This is a genomic window from Bradyrhizobium sp. UFLA05-112, from assembly GCF_053572325.1.
Genome location: NZ_JBANBK010000069.1, coordinates 28,978 through 46,751, shown reverse-complemented (window position 1 = coordinate 46,751; position 17,774 = coordinate 28,978). Strand labels below are relative to the sequence as shown.

General features: G+C 64.9%; 16 protein-coding genes. 9 read left to right on the top strand and 7 right to left on the bottom strand.

Annotated features, from left to right (window positions below):
- Positions 1 to 556: 556 nt before the first annotated feature.
- Positions 557 to 931: a nuclear transport factor 2 family protein gene (locus tag SO180_RS31265; RefSeq protein ID WP_449382676.1), complete on the bottom strand. Its 375-nt coding sequence runs from the start codon at positions 929 to 931 to the stop codon at positions 557 to 559.
- Positions 932 to 1,080: 149 nt separating this feature from the next.
- Between SO180_RS31265 and SO180_RS31260 the strand changes: the two genes are divergently transcribed.
- On the top strand, positions 1,081 to 1,506 hold the full coding sequence (locus SO180_RS31260) for a GFA family protein (RefSeq protein WP_449382675.1): 426 nt from the start codon (positions 1,081 to 1,083) through the stop codon (positions 1,504 to 1,506).
- A 198-nt stretch (positions 1,507 to 1,704) separates the two neighbouring features.
- Entirely contained in the window at positions 1,705 to 3,486 is a 1,782-nt protein-coding gene (locus tag SO180_RS31255; RefSeq protein ID WP_449382674.1) for a caspase family protein, read from the top strand.
- Positions 3,487 to 3,506: 20 nt separating this feature from the next.
- Here the strand turns inward: SO180_RS31255 and SO180_RS31250 are convergent, their stop codons facing one another.
- Both SO180_RS31250 and SO180_RS31245 read right to left on the bottom strand, forming a co-directional pair.
- Entirely contained in the window at positions 3,507 to 4,196 is a 690-nt protein-coding gene (locus SO180_RS31250) for a DUF1345 domain-containing protein (protein WP_449382673.1), read from the bottom strand.
- Positions 4,197 to 4,203: 7 nt separating this feature from the next.
- Positions 4,204 to 5,127: a polyprenyl synthetase family protein gene (locus SO180_RS31245; RefSeq protein WP_449382672.1), complete on the bottom strand. Its 924-nt coding sequence runs from the start codon at positions 5,125 to 5,127 to the stop codon at positions 4,204 to 4,206.
- Positions 5,128 to 5,288: 161 nt separating this feature from the next.
- On the opposite strand from SO180_RS31245, the gene mtgA reads away from it, so the two are divergent.
- The 3 genes from mtgA to SO180_RS31230 all read left to right on the top strand — a co-directional run bounded on the left by mtgA (position 5,289) and on the right by SO180_RS31230 (position 7,101).
- Entirely contained in the window at positions 5,289 to 5,966 is a 678-nt protein-coding gene (mtgA, locus tag SO180_RS31240) for a monofunctional biosynthetic peptidoglycan transglycosylase (RefSeq protein WP_449382679.1), read from the top strand.
- Positions 5,967 to 6,129: 163 nt separating this feature from the next.
- Positions 6,130 to 6,312 (top strand): 50S ribosomal protein L32, encoded by a 183-nt coding sequence (gene rpmF / locus SO180_RS31235; protein WP_024509484.1) that lies wholly within the window; start codon positions 6,130 to 6,132, stop codon positions 6,310 to 6,312.
- 141 nt (positions 6,313 to 6,453) lie between these two features.
- On the top strand, positions 6,454 to 7,101 hold the full coding sequence (locus SO180_RS31230) for a hypothetical protein (RefSeq protein WP_449382671.1): 648 nt from the start codon (positions 6,454 to 6,456) through the stop codon (positions 7,099 to 7,101).
- Between the two features lie 198 nt (positions 7,102 to 7,299).
- On the opposite strand, the gene SO180_RS31225 is transcribed toward SO180_RS31230, so the two are convergent.
- The gene (locus SO180_RS31225; RefSeq protein WP_449382678.1) at positions 7,300 to 7,563 is read right to left on the bottom strand and encodes a hypothetical protein; all 264 of its coding nucleotides are present in this window, start codon (positions 7,561 to 7,563) and stop codon (positions 7,300 to 7,302) included.
- 232 nt (positions 7,564 to 7,795) lie between these two features.
- Here SO180_RS31225 and SO180_RS31220 point away from each other — a divergent pair, with 232 nt between their 5' ends.
- A complete protein-coding gene (locus SO180_RS31220) occupies positions 7,796 to 9,490 on the top strand; it encodes an EAL domain-containing protein (RefSeq protein ID WP_449382670.1) in 1,695 nt (564 codons plus the stop codon).
- A 140-nt stretch (positions 9,491 to 9,630) separates the two neighbouring features.
- Here SO180_RS31220 and SO180_RS31215 read toward each other — a convergent pair whose 3' ends face one another.
- Together SO180_RS31215 and phaR are read right to left on the bottom strand one after the other, a co-directional pair.
- Positions 9,631 to 12,498: a PAS-domain containing protein gene (locus SO180_RS31215; protein ID WP_449382669.1), complete on the bottom strand. Its 2,868-nt coding sequence runs from the start codon at positions 12,496 to 12,498 to the stop codon at positions 9,631 to 9,633.
- Positions 12,499 to 12,993: 495 nt separating this feature from the next.
- Entirely contained in the window at positions 12,994 to 13,584 is a 591-nt protein-coding gene (phaR, locus tag SO180_RS31210) for a polyhydroxyalkanoate synthesis repressor PhaR (RefSeq protein WP_027524034.1), read from the bottom strand.
- A gap of 316 nt (positions 13,585 to 13,900) precedes the next feature.
- Between phaR and SO180_RS31205 the strand changes: the two genes are divergently transcribed.
- The 3 genes from SO180_RS31205 (at position 13,901) to yddG (ending at position 17,033) form a co-directional block, all read left to right on the top strand.
- The gene (locus SO180_RS31205; protein ID WP_449382668.1) at positions 13,901 to 15,079 is read left to right on the top strand and encodes an acetyl-CoA C-acetyltransferase; all 1,179 of its coding nucleotides are present in this window, start codon (positions 13,901 to 13,903) and stop codon (positions 15,077 to 15,079) included.
- A gap of 215 nt (positions 15,080 to 15,294) precedes the next feature.
- Positions 15,295 to 16,020: an acetoacetyl-CoA reductase gene (gene phbB, locus SO180_RS31200; protein ID WP_027524036.1), complete on the top strand. Its 726-nt coding sequence runs from the start codon at positions 15,295 to 15,297 to the stop codon at positions 16,018 to 16,020.
- Between the two features lie 131 nt (positions 16,021 to 16,151).
- Positions 16,152 to 17,033, top strand: a complete 882-nt coding sequence (gene yddG / locus SO180_RS31195; RefSeq protein ID WP_449382667.1) for an aromatic amino acid exporter YddG — start codon at positions 16,152 to 16,154, stop codon at positions 17,031 to 17,033.
- Here the strand turns inward: yddG and SO180_RS31190 are convergent.
- Positions 17,020 to 17,706: a flavin reductase family protein gene (locus SO180_RS31190; protein WP_449382666.1), complete on the bottom strand. Its 687-nt coding sequence runs from the start codon at positions 17,704 to 17,706 to the stop codon at positions 17,020 to 17,022. The two genes, yddG and SO180_RS31190, sit on opposite strands and share 14 nt — an antisense overlap.
- Positions 17,707 to 17,774 lie beyond the last annotated feature (68 nt).

Here is a 17,774-nt window from a genome sequence, read left to right as displayed (position 1 = left end):
CGATGCATCCGCGACGGGTTTCATCGATAGCTCGGACAAATTTGTGACGCACAGTGGCGCCGCGAACTCCGCTACCCTCCCCCTTGCGGGCTATCGCGTTTGCGGATCGCGTTGGTTCGGCATGCCGCTGCCACAATCTCGTCATGCCCGGGCTTGTCCCGGGCATCCACGTACTTCGTGCTGCGGGAAAGGTCGTGGATGGCCGGGACAAGCCCGGCCATGACGATTTGGAAACTTCAGCGCGTAAGCGCCGACGTCATATGCGATAGCCCTGCCCTTGTGGGGGAGGGAGGGGAGGGGGTAGCCCAGGAAGGGGTGTATCCGTCGTGAGAGGACGGCACGTGCAGCGAGCGCTGGAGCCGAGTGTGGCCCCCCTCCTAGAGTAGAGGGAACGCAGCGCGCGATCTCTCCCAGCCGTCATTGCGAGGAGCGCAGCGACGAGGCAATCCAGACCGTCTCCGCGGAAAGAGTCTGGATTGCTTCGCTACGCTCGCAATGACGAAAATTGGGGAACGCTTTCGAGCGCGACGTCCAACGTCTTCGTGGCCGCCGTCCCTCAGTCTTTCAAATCATACCGATACGACTTCGACACGATCTGCCAGCCGCCGGCGAGCTTCATCGCCACGAGATAGTCGGTGAAGTAGCGAGGCGGCAGTTGGCATTTGACCTTGATGAAGGCGGTCTTGTCGTCCGAGCGGTCGATGGTGACGATGAAATCCTCGCGCGGCTTGCCTTCCGACTTTGCAGAGGCCCGCTTGCGTATCCAGGCGAGCCAGTCCGGCACCGTCAGGATCTTGAGCTCGCCCTTTTCCACCCAGCGCAGGTCGGCGGAGGGGTGGAACACCGCGCCGAGCTTGTCGGCGTCGCCTTCGTAGAGCGCGTCGAAATAGCCTTGTACCACGGCCTCGACACTCGAGCGGTCATACCCCATGCTTCTCTCCTTCCCTGGCACGTTGGCGCGACGGGAGAACGTAGGGCGGGCTTCGCGAATCCGCCAGCGATTTGGTCGCGAAAAGCTGATCGGCAGGGGCTGGCCGACCCGCTACAGTGTCACGCCGTATTCTGCGCTGGAGAAGGATCGTGACAAGCACGACAAGCCGTCGCCGCCTCGCCGGAAGATGTTACTGCGGCGCCGTGCAGTACGACGTCGCGGATGAATTCGTCTATGCGCTGAATTGTCATTGCTCGAACTGCCGCCGCACCACCGGCTCCGCCTTCAAGCCGTTCGCCGGGATCGAGCGGCACAAGTTCCGCGTGGTCACGGGCGAGGACGCGCGGCTGATCTATGGCGACGAGGCGGCAACTCACGACGCGCATTGCGCCCGCTGCGGCTCGCTGCTCTATTCCGTGGTGCGCGAGGGCCAATGGGTCCACGTCACCATGGGAACCCTGATCGACGATCCCTCGATCCGCCCGACCGCGCATATGTTCGTCGGCTCCAAGGCGCCCTGGTACGAGATCACGGACAATCTGCCGCAGCACCGCGGGCATGTCGGAGCGGGCTGAGCGACTCGCAAACGCTCCCGATCCTGCGAACCGCTACCCTTCTGGCGAGACTAACAAAAAGGTCTTTCCCCGCGAGCTGACGCACGGCCCGTCGTGATCTCCATCACAAGCTGTGACGTCCGTCACAAGCGCGCGGCGCGGATGTTGCTAGATAGGTCGGGAGGGTGTCGAATTCTCCCTTGAGCTGGAAGTTCGGTGATGCGCAGCCTGTTCAGATTTTGTCCGCTTCTCCTCGCGCTCGCGCTGCTGCTCGGCGCCGGGCCGGCCTTTGCCGCCAAGCGCGTCGCGCTGGTGCTCTCCAATTCCGCCTATCAGAATGCGCCGCAACTCGCGAACCCCGACAATGACGGGGCCGTCATCGCGAAGACGCTGAAGGAGGCCGGCTTCGATGTGGTCGACGCCCGCCACGACCTGCCGGCGCTGGAGACGCGCCGCGCGCTGCGCGAATTCGCCGATTCCGCGCGCGATGCCGATATCGCTGTCGTCTATTATGCCGGCCACGGCATCGAGGTCGACGGCGCGAACTATCTGATCCCCGTCGACGCCAAGCTCGAGCGCGATACCGACGTCTATGACGAAGCGCTGTCGCTCGATCGCGTCCTGGTCGCGATCGAGCCTGCCAAGCAGCTTCGTCTGGTGATCCTCGACGCCTGCCGCGACAATCCCTTCGGCAAGTCCATGAAACGCACGATCGCCTCGCGCGGCATCGGGCGCGGCCTCGCCCAGGTCGAGCCGACCAGCCCCAACACGCTGATTGCCTATTCGGCCAAGGCCGGCTCCACGGCGCAGGACGGCGACGGCGGCAACAGCCCGTTCACGATGGCGTTGTCGAAGCATCTGACGACGCCGGGGCTCGACGTCCGCCGCGCCTTCGGCTTCGTGCGCGACGACGTCTTGAAGACCACCAACAACAAGCAGGAGCCATTCGTCTATGGCTCGCTCGGCGGCGACGACGTACCGCTGGTGCCGGCCAAGGTCGCGGTGGTGGCGCCGGCCCAGCCCGCCGTCAATGCGCAGGCCGAGGTGCGGCGCGATTACGAGCTCGCGCTCCAGGTCGGCAACAAGGCGGCGTGGGATGCGTTCCTTGTCCAGCATCCGGACGGCTTCTATTCGAGCCTGGCAAAACTCCAGCTCGACAAGATCGCGGCCGAAGAGGTGCACGCGGCGGCAACCGCAAAGGCGAAGCAGGCGGAAGCCGAGCGCGATCGTCTTGCCGCGGCGGGCGCGCAGAAGGATGCCCAGGCCAGGGCCGAGGCCGATGCGAAAGCCGCCGAGCAGGCGCAGCTCACCGCCCAGAAGGTCAAGGAGCAGGCACAGCAGCAGGCGGCCGCCGCCGAGCAGCAGCGCGTCAATCTGGCGGCCGCGACGCCCGCTGTCTCGACCGCAAAGGCCAACAATACGCCCGGCACCAACGTTGCCGCGCTGACGCCGAGCGCACCAGCCGATCTGACCCGCTCGGTGCAGACCGAACTCGGCCGCGTCGGCTGCTTCTCAGGGCAAGCCGACGGCAACTGGAACACGGCGTCGCAGCGCTCGCTGTCGCAGTTCAACCGCTATGCCGGCACCAAGCTCGACGTGAAGGTCGCAAGCACCGATGCGCTCGACGCGGTCAAGGCCAAGCCGTCACGGGTCTGCCCGCTGGTCTGCGATCGCGGCTACAAGTCGGATGGCGACAAGTGCACCAAGATCGTCTGCGGCGACGGCTATGTGCTGAACGACGACAATGAATGCGAGAAGAAGCGCGCCAAGCAGCCCGCGAGCACTGCCAAGCGCGACGACGGCCAGCAGCAGGATCGCCCGGCAAAACCGCGTCCGCAGGCCGGCGCCGCCGCGACGGCAGCCGGAGGCCGCGCTTCCGGAGGCAGCGGTCAGATCTATTGCAACGACCTCATCTGCCGCCCGGTCAAGCGCGGCTGTCATCTCGGATATCGCGGCGGCGGCGGCTATGGCGCCGACCCCAACCCCGAGATCTGCGACTAGCGAAAGCTTGTTGCCGCAGCCTACGTCGCGATCGCGCTTGCCGCGATGTTTACCGTCAGCGCGAGCAGCGCGGTGTTGTAGATGAACGAGACGATGCCGTGCGCAGTCGCGGTGCGGCGGATGGTCTTGTCGGTGATGCCGACGTCGGAGACCTGCGCAGTCATGCCGATCACGAAGGAAAAATAGACGAAGTCCCAGTAGTCGGCGTGGTCATCCTTGTCGCCGCTCGGAAATTGCAGGCCGCCCGGCTTGGTGTGGCGGTAATAGTCATGGGCGTAGTGCAGCGCGAAGGTCGTGTGCACCGCCGCCCACGAAAGTCCGATCGTGGCAATCGCGAGCGAAAGCTCGCCGACGCCGCGATGGGTGCCGAGCTCGGCGACGATGGCAGCGATGCTCGCGAATGCGCCGACCGCCGTTACCAGCAGGATGACGAAACGACCGTCGTCCTGCATGACGGCGGCCCGGCGGATGTGGCTGTGGTCCTGGTTCAGCATCATGCTGTAGACCAGCATGAGATAGACCGTGATCAGCGCGTCCCAGCCAAGCAACAGCCGCGTCACCGGCCGGAACGAGCCCGGCAGCAGCAGAGCAACCAGAATGCCCGCGGTTAGCGCGATGAAGGTCCTCGGCCGCGCATAAACCACGCGCACCGGCCGCGACATCTTCCGGAAGCGGACGAGGACGGGATCTTCTTTGCCGCCGTCCGTCATCGTTCGATCAGTTCTTCCGCTCGGCCACGAACCGCGCGGCAGCCTGCAGCACCGCGGCGCGATCACCGAAGATCGAGACGGCGGCGTCTGCGCGCGCGAGCAGGTCACGCACGCGCTGCTTGGCGCCTTCGATGCCGAGCTGGGTGACGAAGGTGGTCTTGCCGAGCGCCGCGTCCTGGCCGGACGGCTTGCCGAGCGCTGCCGCATCGCCCTCGACGTCGAGCAAATCGTCGGCGATCTGGAACGCTTCGCCGAGCGCGCGGCCGTAATCGTCGAGCGCTTGATACTCCTTGTGTGAGGCCTGGCCGAGGATCGCGCCGGCGATGCAGCCATAGCGCAGCAGCGCGCCGGTCTTCATCTGCTGGATCCGCGCGACGTCGACCGGTTCGCGATCGCCGAAGCGTCCTTCACCGGCGAGATCGAGCATCTGCCCGCCGACCATGCCGCCGATGCCGGCGCAGCGCGCCAGCGCGCGCGTCAACAAGAGCCGGACATTGGCGTCGCGATGGATCTCGTCGCGGGTCACGACGTCGAAGGCGAGCGTCAAGAGGCCGTCGCCGGCGAGGATCGCGGTGGCGTCGTCGGTCTGCTTGTGCAGCGTCGGGCGACCGCGGCGCAGGTCGGAATTGTCCATCGACGGCAGATCGTCATGGATCAGCGAATAGCAGTGGATGCATTCGAGCGCGGCACCCACGAGCAGTGCAGCCTCGCGCGGCACGCCGAACACCGCGGCGCTCTCGACCACCAGGAACGGCCGCAAGCGCTTGCCCCCGCCGAGGCTCGAATAGCGCATGGCGTCCATCAGCCGCTTGGGGCGCGCGATCTCGTCTGGCAGGATGCCGTCCGACAACAGCTTGGCCAGCAGGGCCTCGGTATCGTCAGCGGTCTTGTCCAGGCGGTTGGCGAAATCGGACGGGGTCGTGCCGGTCATCAAGAAAGGCTCCAGAACTAAAATTCGGCCGGACAATCCTTTATGCAGGCGCTTCCGTCAATCACTTGGAACGCCTTAAAACTGCTGGAAAAGGCCCGAATTATCACAGGCTTAATCGCTGGGGCCGTTCATCACTTTCATTTTGGCGCAGGACAAGGTCGATTTTTCGCATCGTCAAAACCCTGGCTCTGGTGCTGACCGCCGTGGCGCTCCTGCCCTACGTAATCGCGCCCTTCTACCGCACCGGCCACCCGGTTTCGACATTGATGGCCTGGCGCAGTCTGCGTGGCGCACCGATGCAGCGGCAATGGATCGATCTTTCGGCGATGTCGCCCTATTTGCCGCGCGCGGTGGTCGCCGCCGAAGATGCCCATTTCTGCAAGCATCACGGCATCGACTGGGGCGCGCTGCGCGAGGCGATCGACGACGCGCAGGAGGACGGAACTCCGTTCCGCGGCGCCTCCACCATCACCCAGCAGGTGGCCAAGAACCTGTTCCTCTGGCAGGGACGGGACCCCGTCCGGAAAGTGCTGGAGTTTCCGTTGGCGCTGTGGATCGATTTCGTGCTGCCCAAGCCGCGGATTCTGGAGATTTACCTCAATATCGCCGAGCTCGGGCCGCAGGGGCAGTTCGGCGTCGAAGCAGGCAGCACCTATGCCTTCGGCAAGTCCGCCGCCAGCCTCTCGCCCCGCGAGGCAGGACTTCTGGCCTCGATTCTGCCGAACCCGGTCAAGCGCAGTGCCCGCACCCCGGGACCGGGGGTGCGGCGACTGGCGGTGACCTATATGGCGCGGGCGCAGGCCGTTTCGACATGTTGGCGGGAAAATCGCGGATTTTGAGCCCATTTCGGGCGCTTTTTCCGGCCCAAAACCCTAGCTTTACGAACAGCCTTCCTCTATAAGCCCGGCCTTGATCGGCATTCAGCTCGCCCCGTTTGCGGGTGCTGAGCCGTCCGGAAGGCTGGACGATGCCCCGAACACCAATCCCTAGAGGATATTGATAATGGCCGTTCCGAGAAGAAAAACCTCGCCGTCGCGCCGTGGCATGCGCCGCTCGGCTGACGCGCTGAAGAAGCCGACCTATGTCGAGGACAAGGATTCCGGCGAACTCCGCCGTCCGCACCATCTCGACCTCAAGACCGGCATGTACAAGGGCCGGCAGGTCCTGAAGAAGAAAGAGTCCTGAGGCCGGCGTATCGACAGGCGGGGGCGTTTCGCCTGCCTGGATTCGGCCAATCAGTGAGTTAAGACGGTGACGGCGGCGGAGCAAACGCTTCGCCGCCGCATTGTCCTGCCCGGATGTCACGATCAGGAAGGCGCACACGCGATGGTCGGTTTCCCGCTGCTTCTCATTCCGCTCGCGGTCTACAACATCATCGTTTTCCTGATGCCCACCGTGTCCTTCACGGATGTGCTGTTCAAGGTGCCGATGATCACGGGCGAGCTGTGGCCGGTCACGCTAGGCGATCTCCTGCTCGCGCTCGGAATTGTGCTGCTGCTCCTCGAGGTCGTGAAGGGTGCGCGGCCCGGCGCAAAGTTCCTGATGGACCATCTGCTGTCGCTGATCGTGTTCGGCGCGGCCGTGGCCGAATTCGTGATGTGGCCCAAATTCGGCAACTCCATCTATTTCCTGCTGGTGCTGCTCGCGATGGCCGATTTCATCGGCGGCGTCGCCCAGCGCACGCGTCGTCGCGCCTATGTCACCGAGGCCGCACCGGCACCGCGCAAGGCGCGCCGTCAGGTCGAGGAGCAGGCGGATGAACCGGTCGTCGAGCCGCGCATGACGCCTGCGCCACAGCCCGCGCCGGTCGCGCCTCCTGCACCTACACCATCCGCGCAGTCCGTCGCCGAATCCGTGCTGATGGATCACCCCGCGCCAAAAACTCCGCAAGCCGCGCCTTCGCCGGAAATCGCTTCGCCGCATCTCCAGCCGAGCAACGGCACGCCGGCCTCGCCCGATACGCCGCAGCGCTGACTGAGATTGGGTCCTCTGTAACCGCTTGGTCGGTACGCGCCTCTCCCGCTTGCGGGGAGGGCTGGGGTGGGGGTGTTTCCGCAATGAACATTCCCGATGGGGCGAGAGCCCCCACCCGGCGCTTCGCGCCGACCTCCCCCGCAAGCAGGAGAGGTGCAGCGAGTCCGGGGCTTCGATCGAGAAACTAACCGACGCTTCTCACGCCACCTGGCGCGTCCTGGCGCTTACGGTGCCCAGGGGGTGCTTAAGTCCATAGGCCATGTTCGCGTCGGCAGGGCTCGCCCGGCGCAGCCGGCTTGTCTGCGGCACGTGCTCGGCATTGGCAATGAGCTGGGTGACGAAGCTCGGGTCCGGGCGCGGCAGCACCACCACCTTGTGGGCCCATTCAAGCGTCGGGGTGAGCGGGACCAGGGCGGTCCCAGTGCCGCCTTCCGCTTCCCCTGCTCGATCCGTACTCACCATCGCAAACACCGTTGATCCGGCTCAAATCCGGCGAGACTGTCGCGTTTCGGGACGCGGGTCGCCGTGCGTGTGAGGTACTCGCAAGGTCTATGCCGGCCAGGCCGTTCCGGTTCCGGAGCAGCTTCGAAACGTGGTTTCCAAATTGTTTATGAACTTTGCCTAGGGTCAAAGCCGAATCTCGCACTATCCTCAGGTTGCGAGACCGTCTCCGCTGTCCCGAAACGAGGCACCCTTGACCGCTGCCCTGCCGCAAGCCTCCGACATCCTGGCCTCCCTCGGCGAGGCCGTCTTCATCTGGGATATCGCGAGCGATGCAATTCAGTGGGGCGAGCAGGTCGGTTCCGTCTTCCCCGGCATCCCGGCCGAGCGGCTGGCGACCGGCGCGGAATTCGCCCGCCTGATCGAGCCGTCGCAATCGCTGCGCATGGCCGCGCTGGCCCAGTTGCCGGCCGTGCACGGCTCCGACGGCACGCCATACCGGGCCGAATATGGCGTGCGCATGAGCGCCTCCGATCCCGTGGTCTGGATCGAGGAGACCGGCCGTTGGTTCGCAGGTCCCGATGGCCGGCCGGTCCGTGCGATCGGCGCCGTCCGCATCAACAATGAGCGCCACGCCCGCGACGAGGAGCTTGCAAAGCTCGCCCGGCTCGATCCCCTGACCGGCGAGCTCAACCGCACCCATCTGATCGCGGCGCTCGCGGAGGCGATCGAAGAGTCTACGCGTTTCCGCTCGGCATCGGCCTTCATGCTGGTCGGCATTGATCATCTCGCCCGTGTCAACGACGCCTTCGGCTTCGACGTTGCGGACGCCGTGATCCTCGACGTGGCAAAACGCATTCGCGCGCGGCTTCGCGGCGGCGATGTGCTCGGGCGCTTCTCGGGCAACAAGTTCGGCCTGATCCTGAAGAACTGCACCGTGGACGACATGAACGTCGCCGCCGAACGCTTCCTCGCCGGTATCCGCGACGAAGTGGTGCCGACCAAATCGGGCCCGGTCTCGGTCACCGCCTCGATCGGTGCGGTCAGCGTTCCCCGCTATGCCCGCAATACCGATGAAGCGATCAACCGCGCGCACGAGACGCTCGACGCCGCAAAACGCCGCCGCGCCGGCTCGCTCGGCACCTGGCGTCCGAATGCGGAGCGCGACGCGCAGCGCCGCGTCAACATCCGCGTCACCGACGAGATCGTCACCGCGCTGAACGATCGCCGCATCGTGCTCGCCTATGAGCCGGTGGTCTCGGCCGCGACGCGCGACGGCGCATTCTACGAATGTCTGGTGCGGATGGAGCAGGGCGACGGGCGGACGCTGCTCGCGCCCGACATCGTGCCGGTGGCCGAGCGGCTCGGCCTCATCCGCCTTGTCGACCACCGGGTGCTCGAGCTCGTCGTCGCCGAGCTTGCCGCTTGCCCCGAGGTCAGGCTCAGCCTCAATATCTCGCCGGATACCACCATGGATCCCGACTGGTGGGCGTCGATCGAATCGCTGATGCAGGCCCATCCGGGCGTTGCCGAGCGGCTGATCGTCGAAATCACTGAGACGGTGGCGATCCAGGACATCGACGACGTTCGCGCCTTCGTCGGCCGTCTCAAGCATTTCGGCAGCCGCATCGCCATCGATGATTTCGGCGCCGGCTACACCTCGTTCCGGAATCTGCGCAAGCTCGGCGTCGACATCGTCAAGATCGACGGCGCTTTCGTGCAGAACATGACCCGTTCCGCGGACGACCGCGCCTTCGTGCAGACCCTGATCGACCTCGCCCGCCGCCTCGACATCAAGACGGTCGCAGAATGGGTGCAGGACGAGGACGCAGCAAACATGCTGCGCGACTGGGGCTGCGACTACATCCAGGGCCGCCTGATCGGCCTCGCCTCAGCCGAACGGCGGTGGGGCACGCCGCAAGACAGCGTGGTGCCCGCGGCGGGGTAGGAATCGTAGGGTGGGCAAAGCGAAGCGTGCCCCCACCACTTCTGTCGCAATGGTGGAGGGATGGTGGGCACGGCGCAAGCGCGCCTTTGCCCACCCTACGATTTTTGGTGCGGGTTAGCGAAGCAGTCCAGACGGACGCCTCACGCCACTTGCCGTATCGCACTCAGCCTTTCGATCACGCGCCCGACTTCCGCGGCCGGGCATGGCTTGCCGAAATAAAATCCCTGCACGGCGGTGCAGCCGCATTCGCGGACGAAGTCGAGCTGGTCGGAGGTCTCGACGCCTTCCGCCGTGGTCTCGACGCCGAGCACCGAGCCGAGGCTGGCGATGGTGCGGACGATGGCGACGCTTTCCGGACATTCGCCGAGCGTGCCGACGAAGGAGCGGTCGATCTTGATGCGGTCGAATGGAAACTTGCGCAAATAGCTGAGCGAGGAATAGCCGACGCCGAAATCATCGAGGCTGACGCGCACGCCGAGCGAACGGAGCTGATGCAGGATCTCGATCGTGGCCTCGCTGTCGTCGAGCAGCGCCGTCTCGGTGACCTCGAGCTCGAGCCGGTGCGGCGCAAGGCCGGCCTCGGCGAGTGCGCTCGTGATCATGGCGACGAGACCGCGCGCGCGGAATTGCACCGGTGACAGGTTCACCGCGATGCTCATGTCCGGCCAGCTTGCCGCCGTCGCGCACGCCGTGCGCAAGACCCATTCGCCGATGGGAACGATCAGCCCGGTCTCCTCCGCGATCGGAATGAACTCCGCCGGCGAGACCATGCCGCGCGAAGGATGTCTCCAGCGCAGCAGCGCCTCGAAGCCGGTCAATTCGGACGTGTCGAGGCGAACCTGCGGCTGGAACGTCAGATGAAATTCGTGCCCCTCGAGCGCACCGCGCAAGTCCGCCTCCAGCGCGTGCCGCGCGCGGGCCTCTTCCTCCATCGCGGGCTCGAAGATCTGACAGGCGCCGCGCCCCTTGGCCTTCGCGCCATAGAGTGCGAGGTCGGCGCATTTCATCAGCTCGTCCGCGTCGAGCCCGTGATCGGGCGCGACTGCGATGCCGATGCTGACGCCGACATGGATAGACTGGTTTTCGAGGGGCGGGGGGCGGCCGATGATCTCGATCAGGCGGCGCGCCAGCTTTTCGGCCGCTTCCGGCTGCGGCCCGCGCTGGATCAGCGCGAATTCGTCACCGCCGAGTCGCGCCACGGTGGCGTGCTCGCCCGCCTGCTCCTTCAGCTGCGCCGCGACCCAGCGCAGCAGCCGGTCGCCGGCGGCGTGTCCCAGCCGATCGTTGACGGTCTTGAAATTGTCGAGGTCGAGGCACAGCACGGCCATCGCGCCGCCGGCGGTCGCCACCTCGCTCAGGCCCTCGCCCATCTTCTCGCGGAACAGCACGCGGTTGGGCAAGTCGGTCAGCGAATCGTGCCGCGCCATATGCGCGACGCGGGCCTGCGTCTTGTGGCGCTCGGTGACGTCCTCGTAGGTAACAACCCAGCCGCCACGCGACATCCGGGAGTGGTTGAGCTTGATGATGCGACCGTCGCTCAAATGGCGGTGCAGCGTATGGGCGCCCTCGCGCAGCCGCTCGATATAGTCGGCATAGAGTGCGGCTGCCGTCGTGTTCGGATTGATGCCGAGCGCGCAGCTATGCTCCATGATCTCGCGCATGGAGACGCCGGGCTTCACGATCTCGGGCGACAGGCCGAACATCTCGATGTAACGGGTATTGCAGACGATGACCCGCAGATGGCTGTCGAGCATGCACAGCCCCTGACTCATGTTGTTCAGCGCCGCGTCGAACCGGCGGTACTGCTCGCTGAGCTCCTCGACCGCGCGTTCGCGCTCGGTGATGTCCTCGTAGGTTGCGACGAAGCCGCCCTCGGGTAGCGCGCAGTAGCGCACCGAGACGACGGTGTCGTTGGCCATGCTCCGCCGCATCGACGAGTCGTCGCGGCTCGCGATGCGTGCGCGGGCGGCTTCCAGGATCTGCTGCGGACTGTACTCGGATGCGAAGGCACCATTCGCCATCGACCGCTCGATCAGTTCGGCGAGATGCGTGCCCGGCCTGGTCTCCTCGAGCGACAGCCGGTAGATCTCGCGGTAGCGGTTGTTGCAGACCTTGAGCCGCATGTCGCCGTCGTAGAAGGCGAGCCCGTGCGCCATGTTCTCAAGAGCCGCGTCGAGCATGAAATTCTGCTGCTTCAACGCCTCCTCGTACCGCAGCCGCTCGGTGACGTCTTCGTGCACCGTCACCCAGCCGCCGTCGGGCAGGAAGCGCGATATCGCCTGCACCATTCGACCGTCGTAGCGCATCACGAGCACGGCATCCGAGTTCTTGGCGCGCACATCGTTCATCCGCCTGTCGTGGAATTTCTCCGCGGACATGCCGGGCAGATTGCCGCGCGAGGCCCAGTGCGCGATCACGGCGCTGTGCGACACGCCGGGCTTCACGATGTCGGGGTCGAGGTTGTAGAGGCGAAGAAACTGCTCGTTGCAGACGACCACGCTGCCTTGCGCGTCGTACATGATGAGACCGTGCGACATGTTGGTGAGCGCATGCTGGCTGCGCTCGGTCTGCATGCGCAGCTCTGCCTCGAGCCGGTCGAGGCGGGTGACGTCGTCGCAGATCGTCATCCAGCCGCCCTCGGGGAGCGGCTTCAGATCGAGCGCCAGGACAAGGCCACTGGAGAGCCGCTGCTCCGTCCGGAAGCGCTTGCCGTTCGCGATCTGCGCGACGCGCTCCCGATAGAGCTTGTCGATCTCGCTCGTTGGAAAGTTGCCGCGCGAAGCACTGTGAGCCAGCACCTCGCGATAGCTCGTCCCGGGGCGCACTACCTCGGGCGACATGTCGAAGAGGTCGACATAGCGGCGGTTGAACAGCACGATCCGGTTGTCGGAATCGTAGACGCAGACACCCTGCTCCATGCGATCGAGCGCAAGCTGGCTGAGCGCGAGCAAGGCTTCAGGCCCATGCTGGACGCTCGCGCGCGGCTCTGTCTTGCTGGGCGTCGTCATCGGCAAGGGCGCTTCGTCAGTCGCGGGACAATGAACGGGCGTAATCGGCGAGGCGGAGCTTAAGCGGCCATCCGGGAAGATTGTCTTAAACGCTTTAGTTTACGGACCGTGACCGCGGATGCGGATTCTGCAACTGATCGTTGGGAAAATGACTGTGTCCGGCGAGAAGATGTATCCGCGATCTGGGATGTGAGTGGGATGAGCGGCGCGATTGCCTGCACTCTTGATGACGAGATCGAGGCACGCGCGTGCCCTACTCTCGGTGTCATCGTCCGACTTGATCGGGCGATCCAGTACTCCGAGACGTTCGTTATGAAACGATAAGCCGCGGCGTACTGGATTCCCCGCCTTCGCGGGGAATGACGGCGGTGGAAAGGGAGGCGTGGCTCGCGCACTGGCCGGGAGTATGGCTTTCGCCAGGACGACCTCGGGGCGGTGTCAGTGCAGCGGTGGACAGCGTGCTCGTTGCGCCCGGGACACGCGCGACAGAGGAGCCTACTCCTCCTTTTTCGACATCCGCTCGAGGCGCTCCTGCATGTCCTTCATCTGCTGACGCAGCTCGTCGATGTTGTCGCTCTTCGGCGCCTCGCCGTTGGCTTCGGGCTCAGGCTCCGGCGTGGCGGAGCGCTGTGGGGTCGCGAACGGCTTGAACATCGAGAAGGTCTGCTGGAACAGCTCCATGTTGCGGCGGACCTGCTCCTCCAGCGGCGCAAAGGGTGTGCCGGACAGGGTGTTGGCGAGTTGCTTGCGGAATTTCTCCTGCTCCTGGGTCAGCGTCGCGAGCGACTGCTCCAGATATTTCGGCACCACCATCTGCATGCTGTCGCCGTAGAAGCGGATCAGCTGGCGCAGGAAGGTGGTGGGCAGGAGGTTCTGGCCGGCCTTGTTCTCCTGCTCGAAGATGATCTGGGCGAGTACCGAGCGGGTGATGTCGTCGCCGGTCTTGGCGTCATAAACCAAGAAATCCTCGCCTTCCTTCACCATGGCCGCGAGGTCTTCCAGCGTCACATAGGTGCTCGTTCCGGTGTTATAGAGCCGGCGGTTAGCGTATTTTTTGATTGTGGTGGGTTGGTCTGATTTCGCCATGGGCTCTCACTTGCAAACGCTGAGAACGGGAACCCGGCGGGCTATGCCGCAGGGCGGGAAGAGTACGCAACGCAACAAAATAAGCATTTTCAAAGGGCTCACGCTACCGTTTTGTGCGCCACGGTTAATTGCAGAGCAAAAACTTGCTTGCGAAATCGACAGATGCGCTATTCTGAGTGCGCTGCGGTATGAATCTGCCCCTCGGCCGATTGACATGCCGCAACGACATTAACAGGATGCTGGGTGAGACTGGCGAGCCTTTTCTGATCGCCTGCCTGCCCCCATTTCAAAGAACCTCAAGCCCCAGGAGATGCCCATGTCAGACGATGTCGTCATCGTCAGCGCCGCCCGCACCGCGGTCGGAAGCTTCAACGGAGCCTTCGCGACCCTTCCCGCCCACGACCTCGGCGCCATTGCCATCAAGGCAGCGCTGGAGCGCGGTGGCATCGAGCCCGGCAGGGTCTCCGAGGTCATCATGGGCCAGATTCTGACCGCTGGACAGGGCCAGAACCCGGCCCGCCAGGCCTCGATCGCGGCCGGCATCCCCGTGGATAGCCCGGCCTGGGGCGTCAACCAACTCTGCGGTTCGGGTCTGCGCTCGGTCGCGCTCGGCTATCAGGCGCTGGTCAACGGCGATTCCGACATCGTGGTCGCCGGTGGGCAGGAGTCCATGAGCATGGCCCAGCACGCCCAGCACCTGCGCGGTGGCGTCAAGATGGGTGCCCTCGAATTCGTTGACACCATGATCAAGGACGGCCTGTGGGATGCCTTCAACGGCTACCACATGGGCAACACCGCCGAGAACGTGGCCAAGCAATTTCAGATCACCCGCGCCCAGCAGGACGAGTTCGCGGTCGCTTCGCAGAACAAGGCGGAGGCTGCGCAGAAGGCCGGCAAGTTCAAGGACGAAATCGTTCCGGTCACCATCAAGACCCGCAAGGGCGACGTGGTGGTCGATACCGACGAATATCCGCGCCATGGCGCAACCCTCGATGCGATGGGCAAGCTGCGGCCGGCCTTCGAGAAGGACGGCACGGTGACGGCCGGCAACGCATCCGGCATCAATGACGGCGCCGCTGCCGTCGTGCTGATGACCGCGAAGCAGGCGGCCAAGGAAGGCAAGAAGCCGATCGCCCGGATCGTCTCCTGGGCGCATGCCGGCGTCGATCCGAAGATCATGGGCACCGGCCCGATCCCGGCCTCGCGTTTGGCGCTGAAGAAGGCCGGCTGGAACGTCGGCGATCTCGATCTGATCGAGGCCAACGAAGCCTTCGCGGCGCAGGCCTGCGCCGTCAACAAGGACCTCGGCTGGGATACCTCGAAGGTCAACGTCAACGGCGGCGCGATCGCGATCGGTCACCCGATCGGTGCCTCCGGCGCACGCGTGCTGGTGACGCTGCTGCACGAGATGCAGAAGCGCGATTCGAAGAAGGGCCTCGCCACGCTGTGCATCGGCGGCGGCATGGGCATCGCGATGTGCATTGCTCGCGATTAAAATGTAACGCGTGCGTTGCACGCGACTAAAAAGGCGGCGGTTGCAACTCAAATATTCTTCGCAACCGCGTAAGCCTCGACTAAAGACATGCGCCCGGCTCACCGCCGGGCGTTTTGTTCTTGATGTCCGTCAATCCACCCGCATAATCCGTCAGTAAAAACGATCACTCAAATCTCTAGAAGCGCCCAAGGAAACGTCGAGGGAAGGAATACAATATGGCACGTGTTGCATTGGTCACGGGTGGTACGCGCGGCATCGGTGCTGCGATCAGCAAGGCGCTGAAGGCGGCCGGCTACAAGGTCGCGGCGAGCTATGCCGGCAATGACGCGGCGGCGGAGAAGTTCAAGGCCGAGACCGGGATCAACGTCTACAAATGGGACGTCAGTTCCTTCGACGGCTGCGCCGAGGGCGTGAAGAAGGTCGAAGCCGAGGTCGGCCCGGTCGACGTGCTCGTCAACAATGCCGGCATCACCAAGGACGGCGCGTTCCACAAGATGAGCGTCGAGCAATGGAACGCCGTGATCGGCACCAATCTCGGCTCGCTGTTCAACATGTCGCGCCAGGTGATCGAGGGCATGCGCGCGCGCAAGTTCGGCCGCATCATCAACATCTCCTCGATCAACGGCCAGAAGGGCCAGTTCGGCCAGGTGAACTATTCCGCCGCAAAGGCCGGCGAGATCGGCTTCACCAAGGCGCTCGCGCTGGAGAACGCCAAGGGCGGCGTCACCGTGAATGCGATCTGCCCGGGCTACATCAACACCGAGATGGTGCAGGCGGTGCCGAAGGACGTGCTGGAGAAGGCAATCCTGCCGCTGATCCCGATCGGCCGTCTTGGCGAGCCCGAGGAGATCGCCCGCGCGGTGGTGTTCCTCGCAGCCGATGAGGCCGGCGCCATCACCGGCTCGACACTGTCGGTCAATGGCGGCCAGTACATGGTGTGATGCGTAAGCATCACGCCCCATCATATCGGTGACATCGTGATGCCCGGGCTTGTCCCGGGCATCCACCCATGCACTGTCATTCCGGGTCTGGCGCTGTCGCGCCATCCCGGAATGACGAGGTATCCTCTCTGATGACTCCCCGCTCCGCGACGCTGATCGGATTGACCGCAATCCTGATGTGGTCCCTGCTCGCGGTGATGACGGTCGCGACCGGCAAGATCCCCGCGTTCCAGCTCGCAGCGATGACGTTCGCGATCGCCGGTGTCGTCGGTCTCCTGACCTGGATCGGCCGCAGTGGAGTGGCAGCGAGCCTACGCCAGCCGCCCGTCGTGTGGGCCGTCGGCGTTGGCGGCCTGTTCGGCTATCACGCGCTCTATTTTCTCGCGCTGCGATTCGCGCCGCCGGCCGAAGCGGGTCTGCTCAATTATCTCTGGCCGCTGCTGATCGTGCTGTTCTCGTCGTTCCTGCCGGGCGAGCGTCTCGCCGTGCATCACGTCGTCGGTGCCGTGCTCGGCCTCGTCGGCACCGTGCTGCTGTTCGCCGGTAACTCGTCTGGCTTTGCGCAAGGCCAGTTGCCGGGGCTGATCGCCGCCTTCATCGCGGCGTTCGTCTGGGCCAGCTATTCGGTGCTCTCGCGCCGACTGAAAGCCGTGCCGACCGATGCGGTCGCCGGCTTCTGCCTTGCCACTGCGCTGCTTGCCGCACTGATGCATGCTGCGCTCGAAACCACGCTGTGGCCCGAGACCACACTGCAATGGCTCTCGGTGTTTGCGCTCGGAATCGGTCCAGTCGGCGCCGCGTTCTACGCCTGGGACATCGGCATGAAGCGCGGCGACATCCGCGTGCTCGGCGCCGCGTCCTACGCGACGCCGCTGCTCTCGACCGCGTTCCTCATCGCGGCCGGCTTTGCGAAGGCCAGCGCCAGCATCGCCATCGCCGCGGTCCTGATCGCCGGTGGCGGCCTGATCGCGGCGAAGGACCTGCTGTTGTGGAAGCCGATCAGGCCGCGCTAGGCCGCCAGCCCTGCGGCCGGTACATCGCTTCCGGAATCTGTCCGAGCTCGGAGCGCTGCAATCGCTCAGACGTCAGGCCATAAAACTGCTGGAAGCTCATGATCAGCGGCCGCCATTTGTCGGGATCGATGCGGTTATTCTCGCCCTCCATCATGATGGAAGGATACGCATGCACGCGCGTGATGCGCACCTCGATGGCGGTCAAATGGCCGCGAAAGATCTCGTCGTCCTGCGCCATGTCGTGGACGTGCGCGAGCTTCGCCTCCATCTGCACCGGACATTCCGCGGCGCGCGGTGCGCCGACTGTCTCCGCCGCCAACGCGGTCAATCCGCTGACACCGAACTTGTCGCGCACGCAGCGGTAGCCGCGCCAGGCCTTGGCCGGCGGCACCGGATCGGAGCCGGTGGTCCGCGCCAGACGATCGACGGCGCCGACGAGATCGGCGGACGGCAGATTGAGCACGCACTCCCCGGTGCGAAGCATGTTGGTGGTGGTCTGCGATTCCCGCGCGAGCCCGAGCATGCAGCGCCAGCCCACCCACCAGGCCGAGGACATCGGCGCGAGATTGTAGGACCCGTCCGGATTGGTCGTGCCGATCAGGACGACCGGCGTTCCGAAATAGAGAATGGCCGGCTCGATGTGAATGTGCGAAGTGTCGAAAGTGCCGTGCATCGGTCGCTCCTGTTGTGAGGAGCGGCGTGATAGGGCGCGCGACCGGCAGTTCCCACCCGATTCCCGAT

Bases quoted from the DNA above. Each gene is read 5' to 3' on its own strand.
- SO180_RS31265 (WP_449382676.1), bottom strand. From the start codon at position 931: ATGGGGTATGACCGCTCGAGTGTCGAGGCCGTGGTACAAGGCTATTTC.
- SO180_RS31255 (WP_449382674.1), top strand. From the start codon at position 1,705: ATGCGCAGCCTGTTCAGATTTTGTCCGCTTCTCCTCGCGCTCGCGCTG.
- SO180_RS31250 (WP_449382673.1), bottom strand. From the start codon at position 4,196: ATGACGGACGGCGGCAAAGAAGATCCCGTCCTCGTCCGCTTCCGGAAG.
- SO180_RS31245 (WP_449382672.1), bottom strand. From the start codon at position 5,127: ATGACCGGCACGACCCCGTCCGATTTCGCCAACCGCCTGGACAAGACC.
- rpmF (WP_024509484.1), top strand. From the start codon at position 6,130: ATGGCCGTTCCGAGAAGAAAAACCTCGCCGTCGCGCCGTGGCATGCGC.
- SO180_RS31230 (WP_449382671.1), top strand. From the start codon at position 6,454: ATGGTCGGTTTCCCGCTGCTTCTCATTCCGCTCGCGGTCTACAACATC.
- SO180_RS31225 (WP_449382678.1), bottom strand. From the start codon at position 7,563: ATGGTGAGTACGGATCGAGCAGGGGAAGCGGAAGGCGGCACTGGGACC.
- SO180_RS31215 (WP_449382669.1), bottom strand. From the start codon at position 12,498: ATGACGACGCCCAGCAAGACAGAGCCGCGCGCGAGCGTCCAGCATGGG.
- phaR (WP_027524034.1), bottom strand. From the start codon at position 13,584: ATGGCGAAATCAGACCAACCCACCACAATCAAAAAATACGCTAACCGC.
- SO180_RS31205 (WP_449382668.1), top strand. From the start codon at position 13,901: ATGTCAGACGATGTCGTCATCGTCAGCGCCGCCCGCACCGCGGTCGGA.
- phbB (WP_027524036.1), top strand. From the start codon at position 15,295: ATGGCACGTGTTGCATTGGTCACGGGTGGTACGCGCGGCATCGGTGCT.
- yddG (WP_449382667.1), top strand. From the start codon at position 16,152: ATGACTCCCCGCTCCGCGACGCTGATCGGATTGACCGCAATCCTGATG.
- SO180_RS31190 (WP_449382666.1), bottom strand. From the start codon at position 17,706: ATGCACGGCACTTTCGACACTTCGCACATTCACATCGAGCCGGCCATT.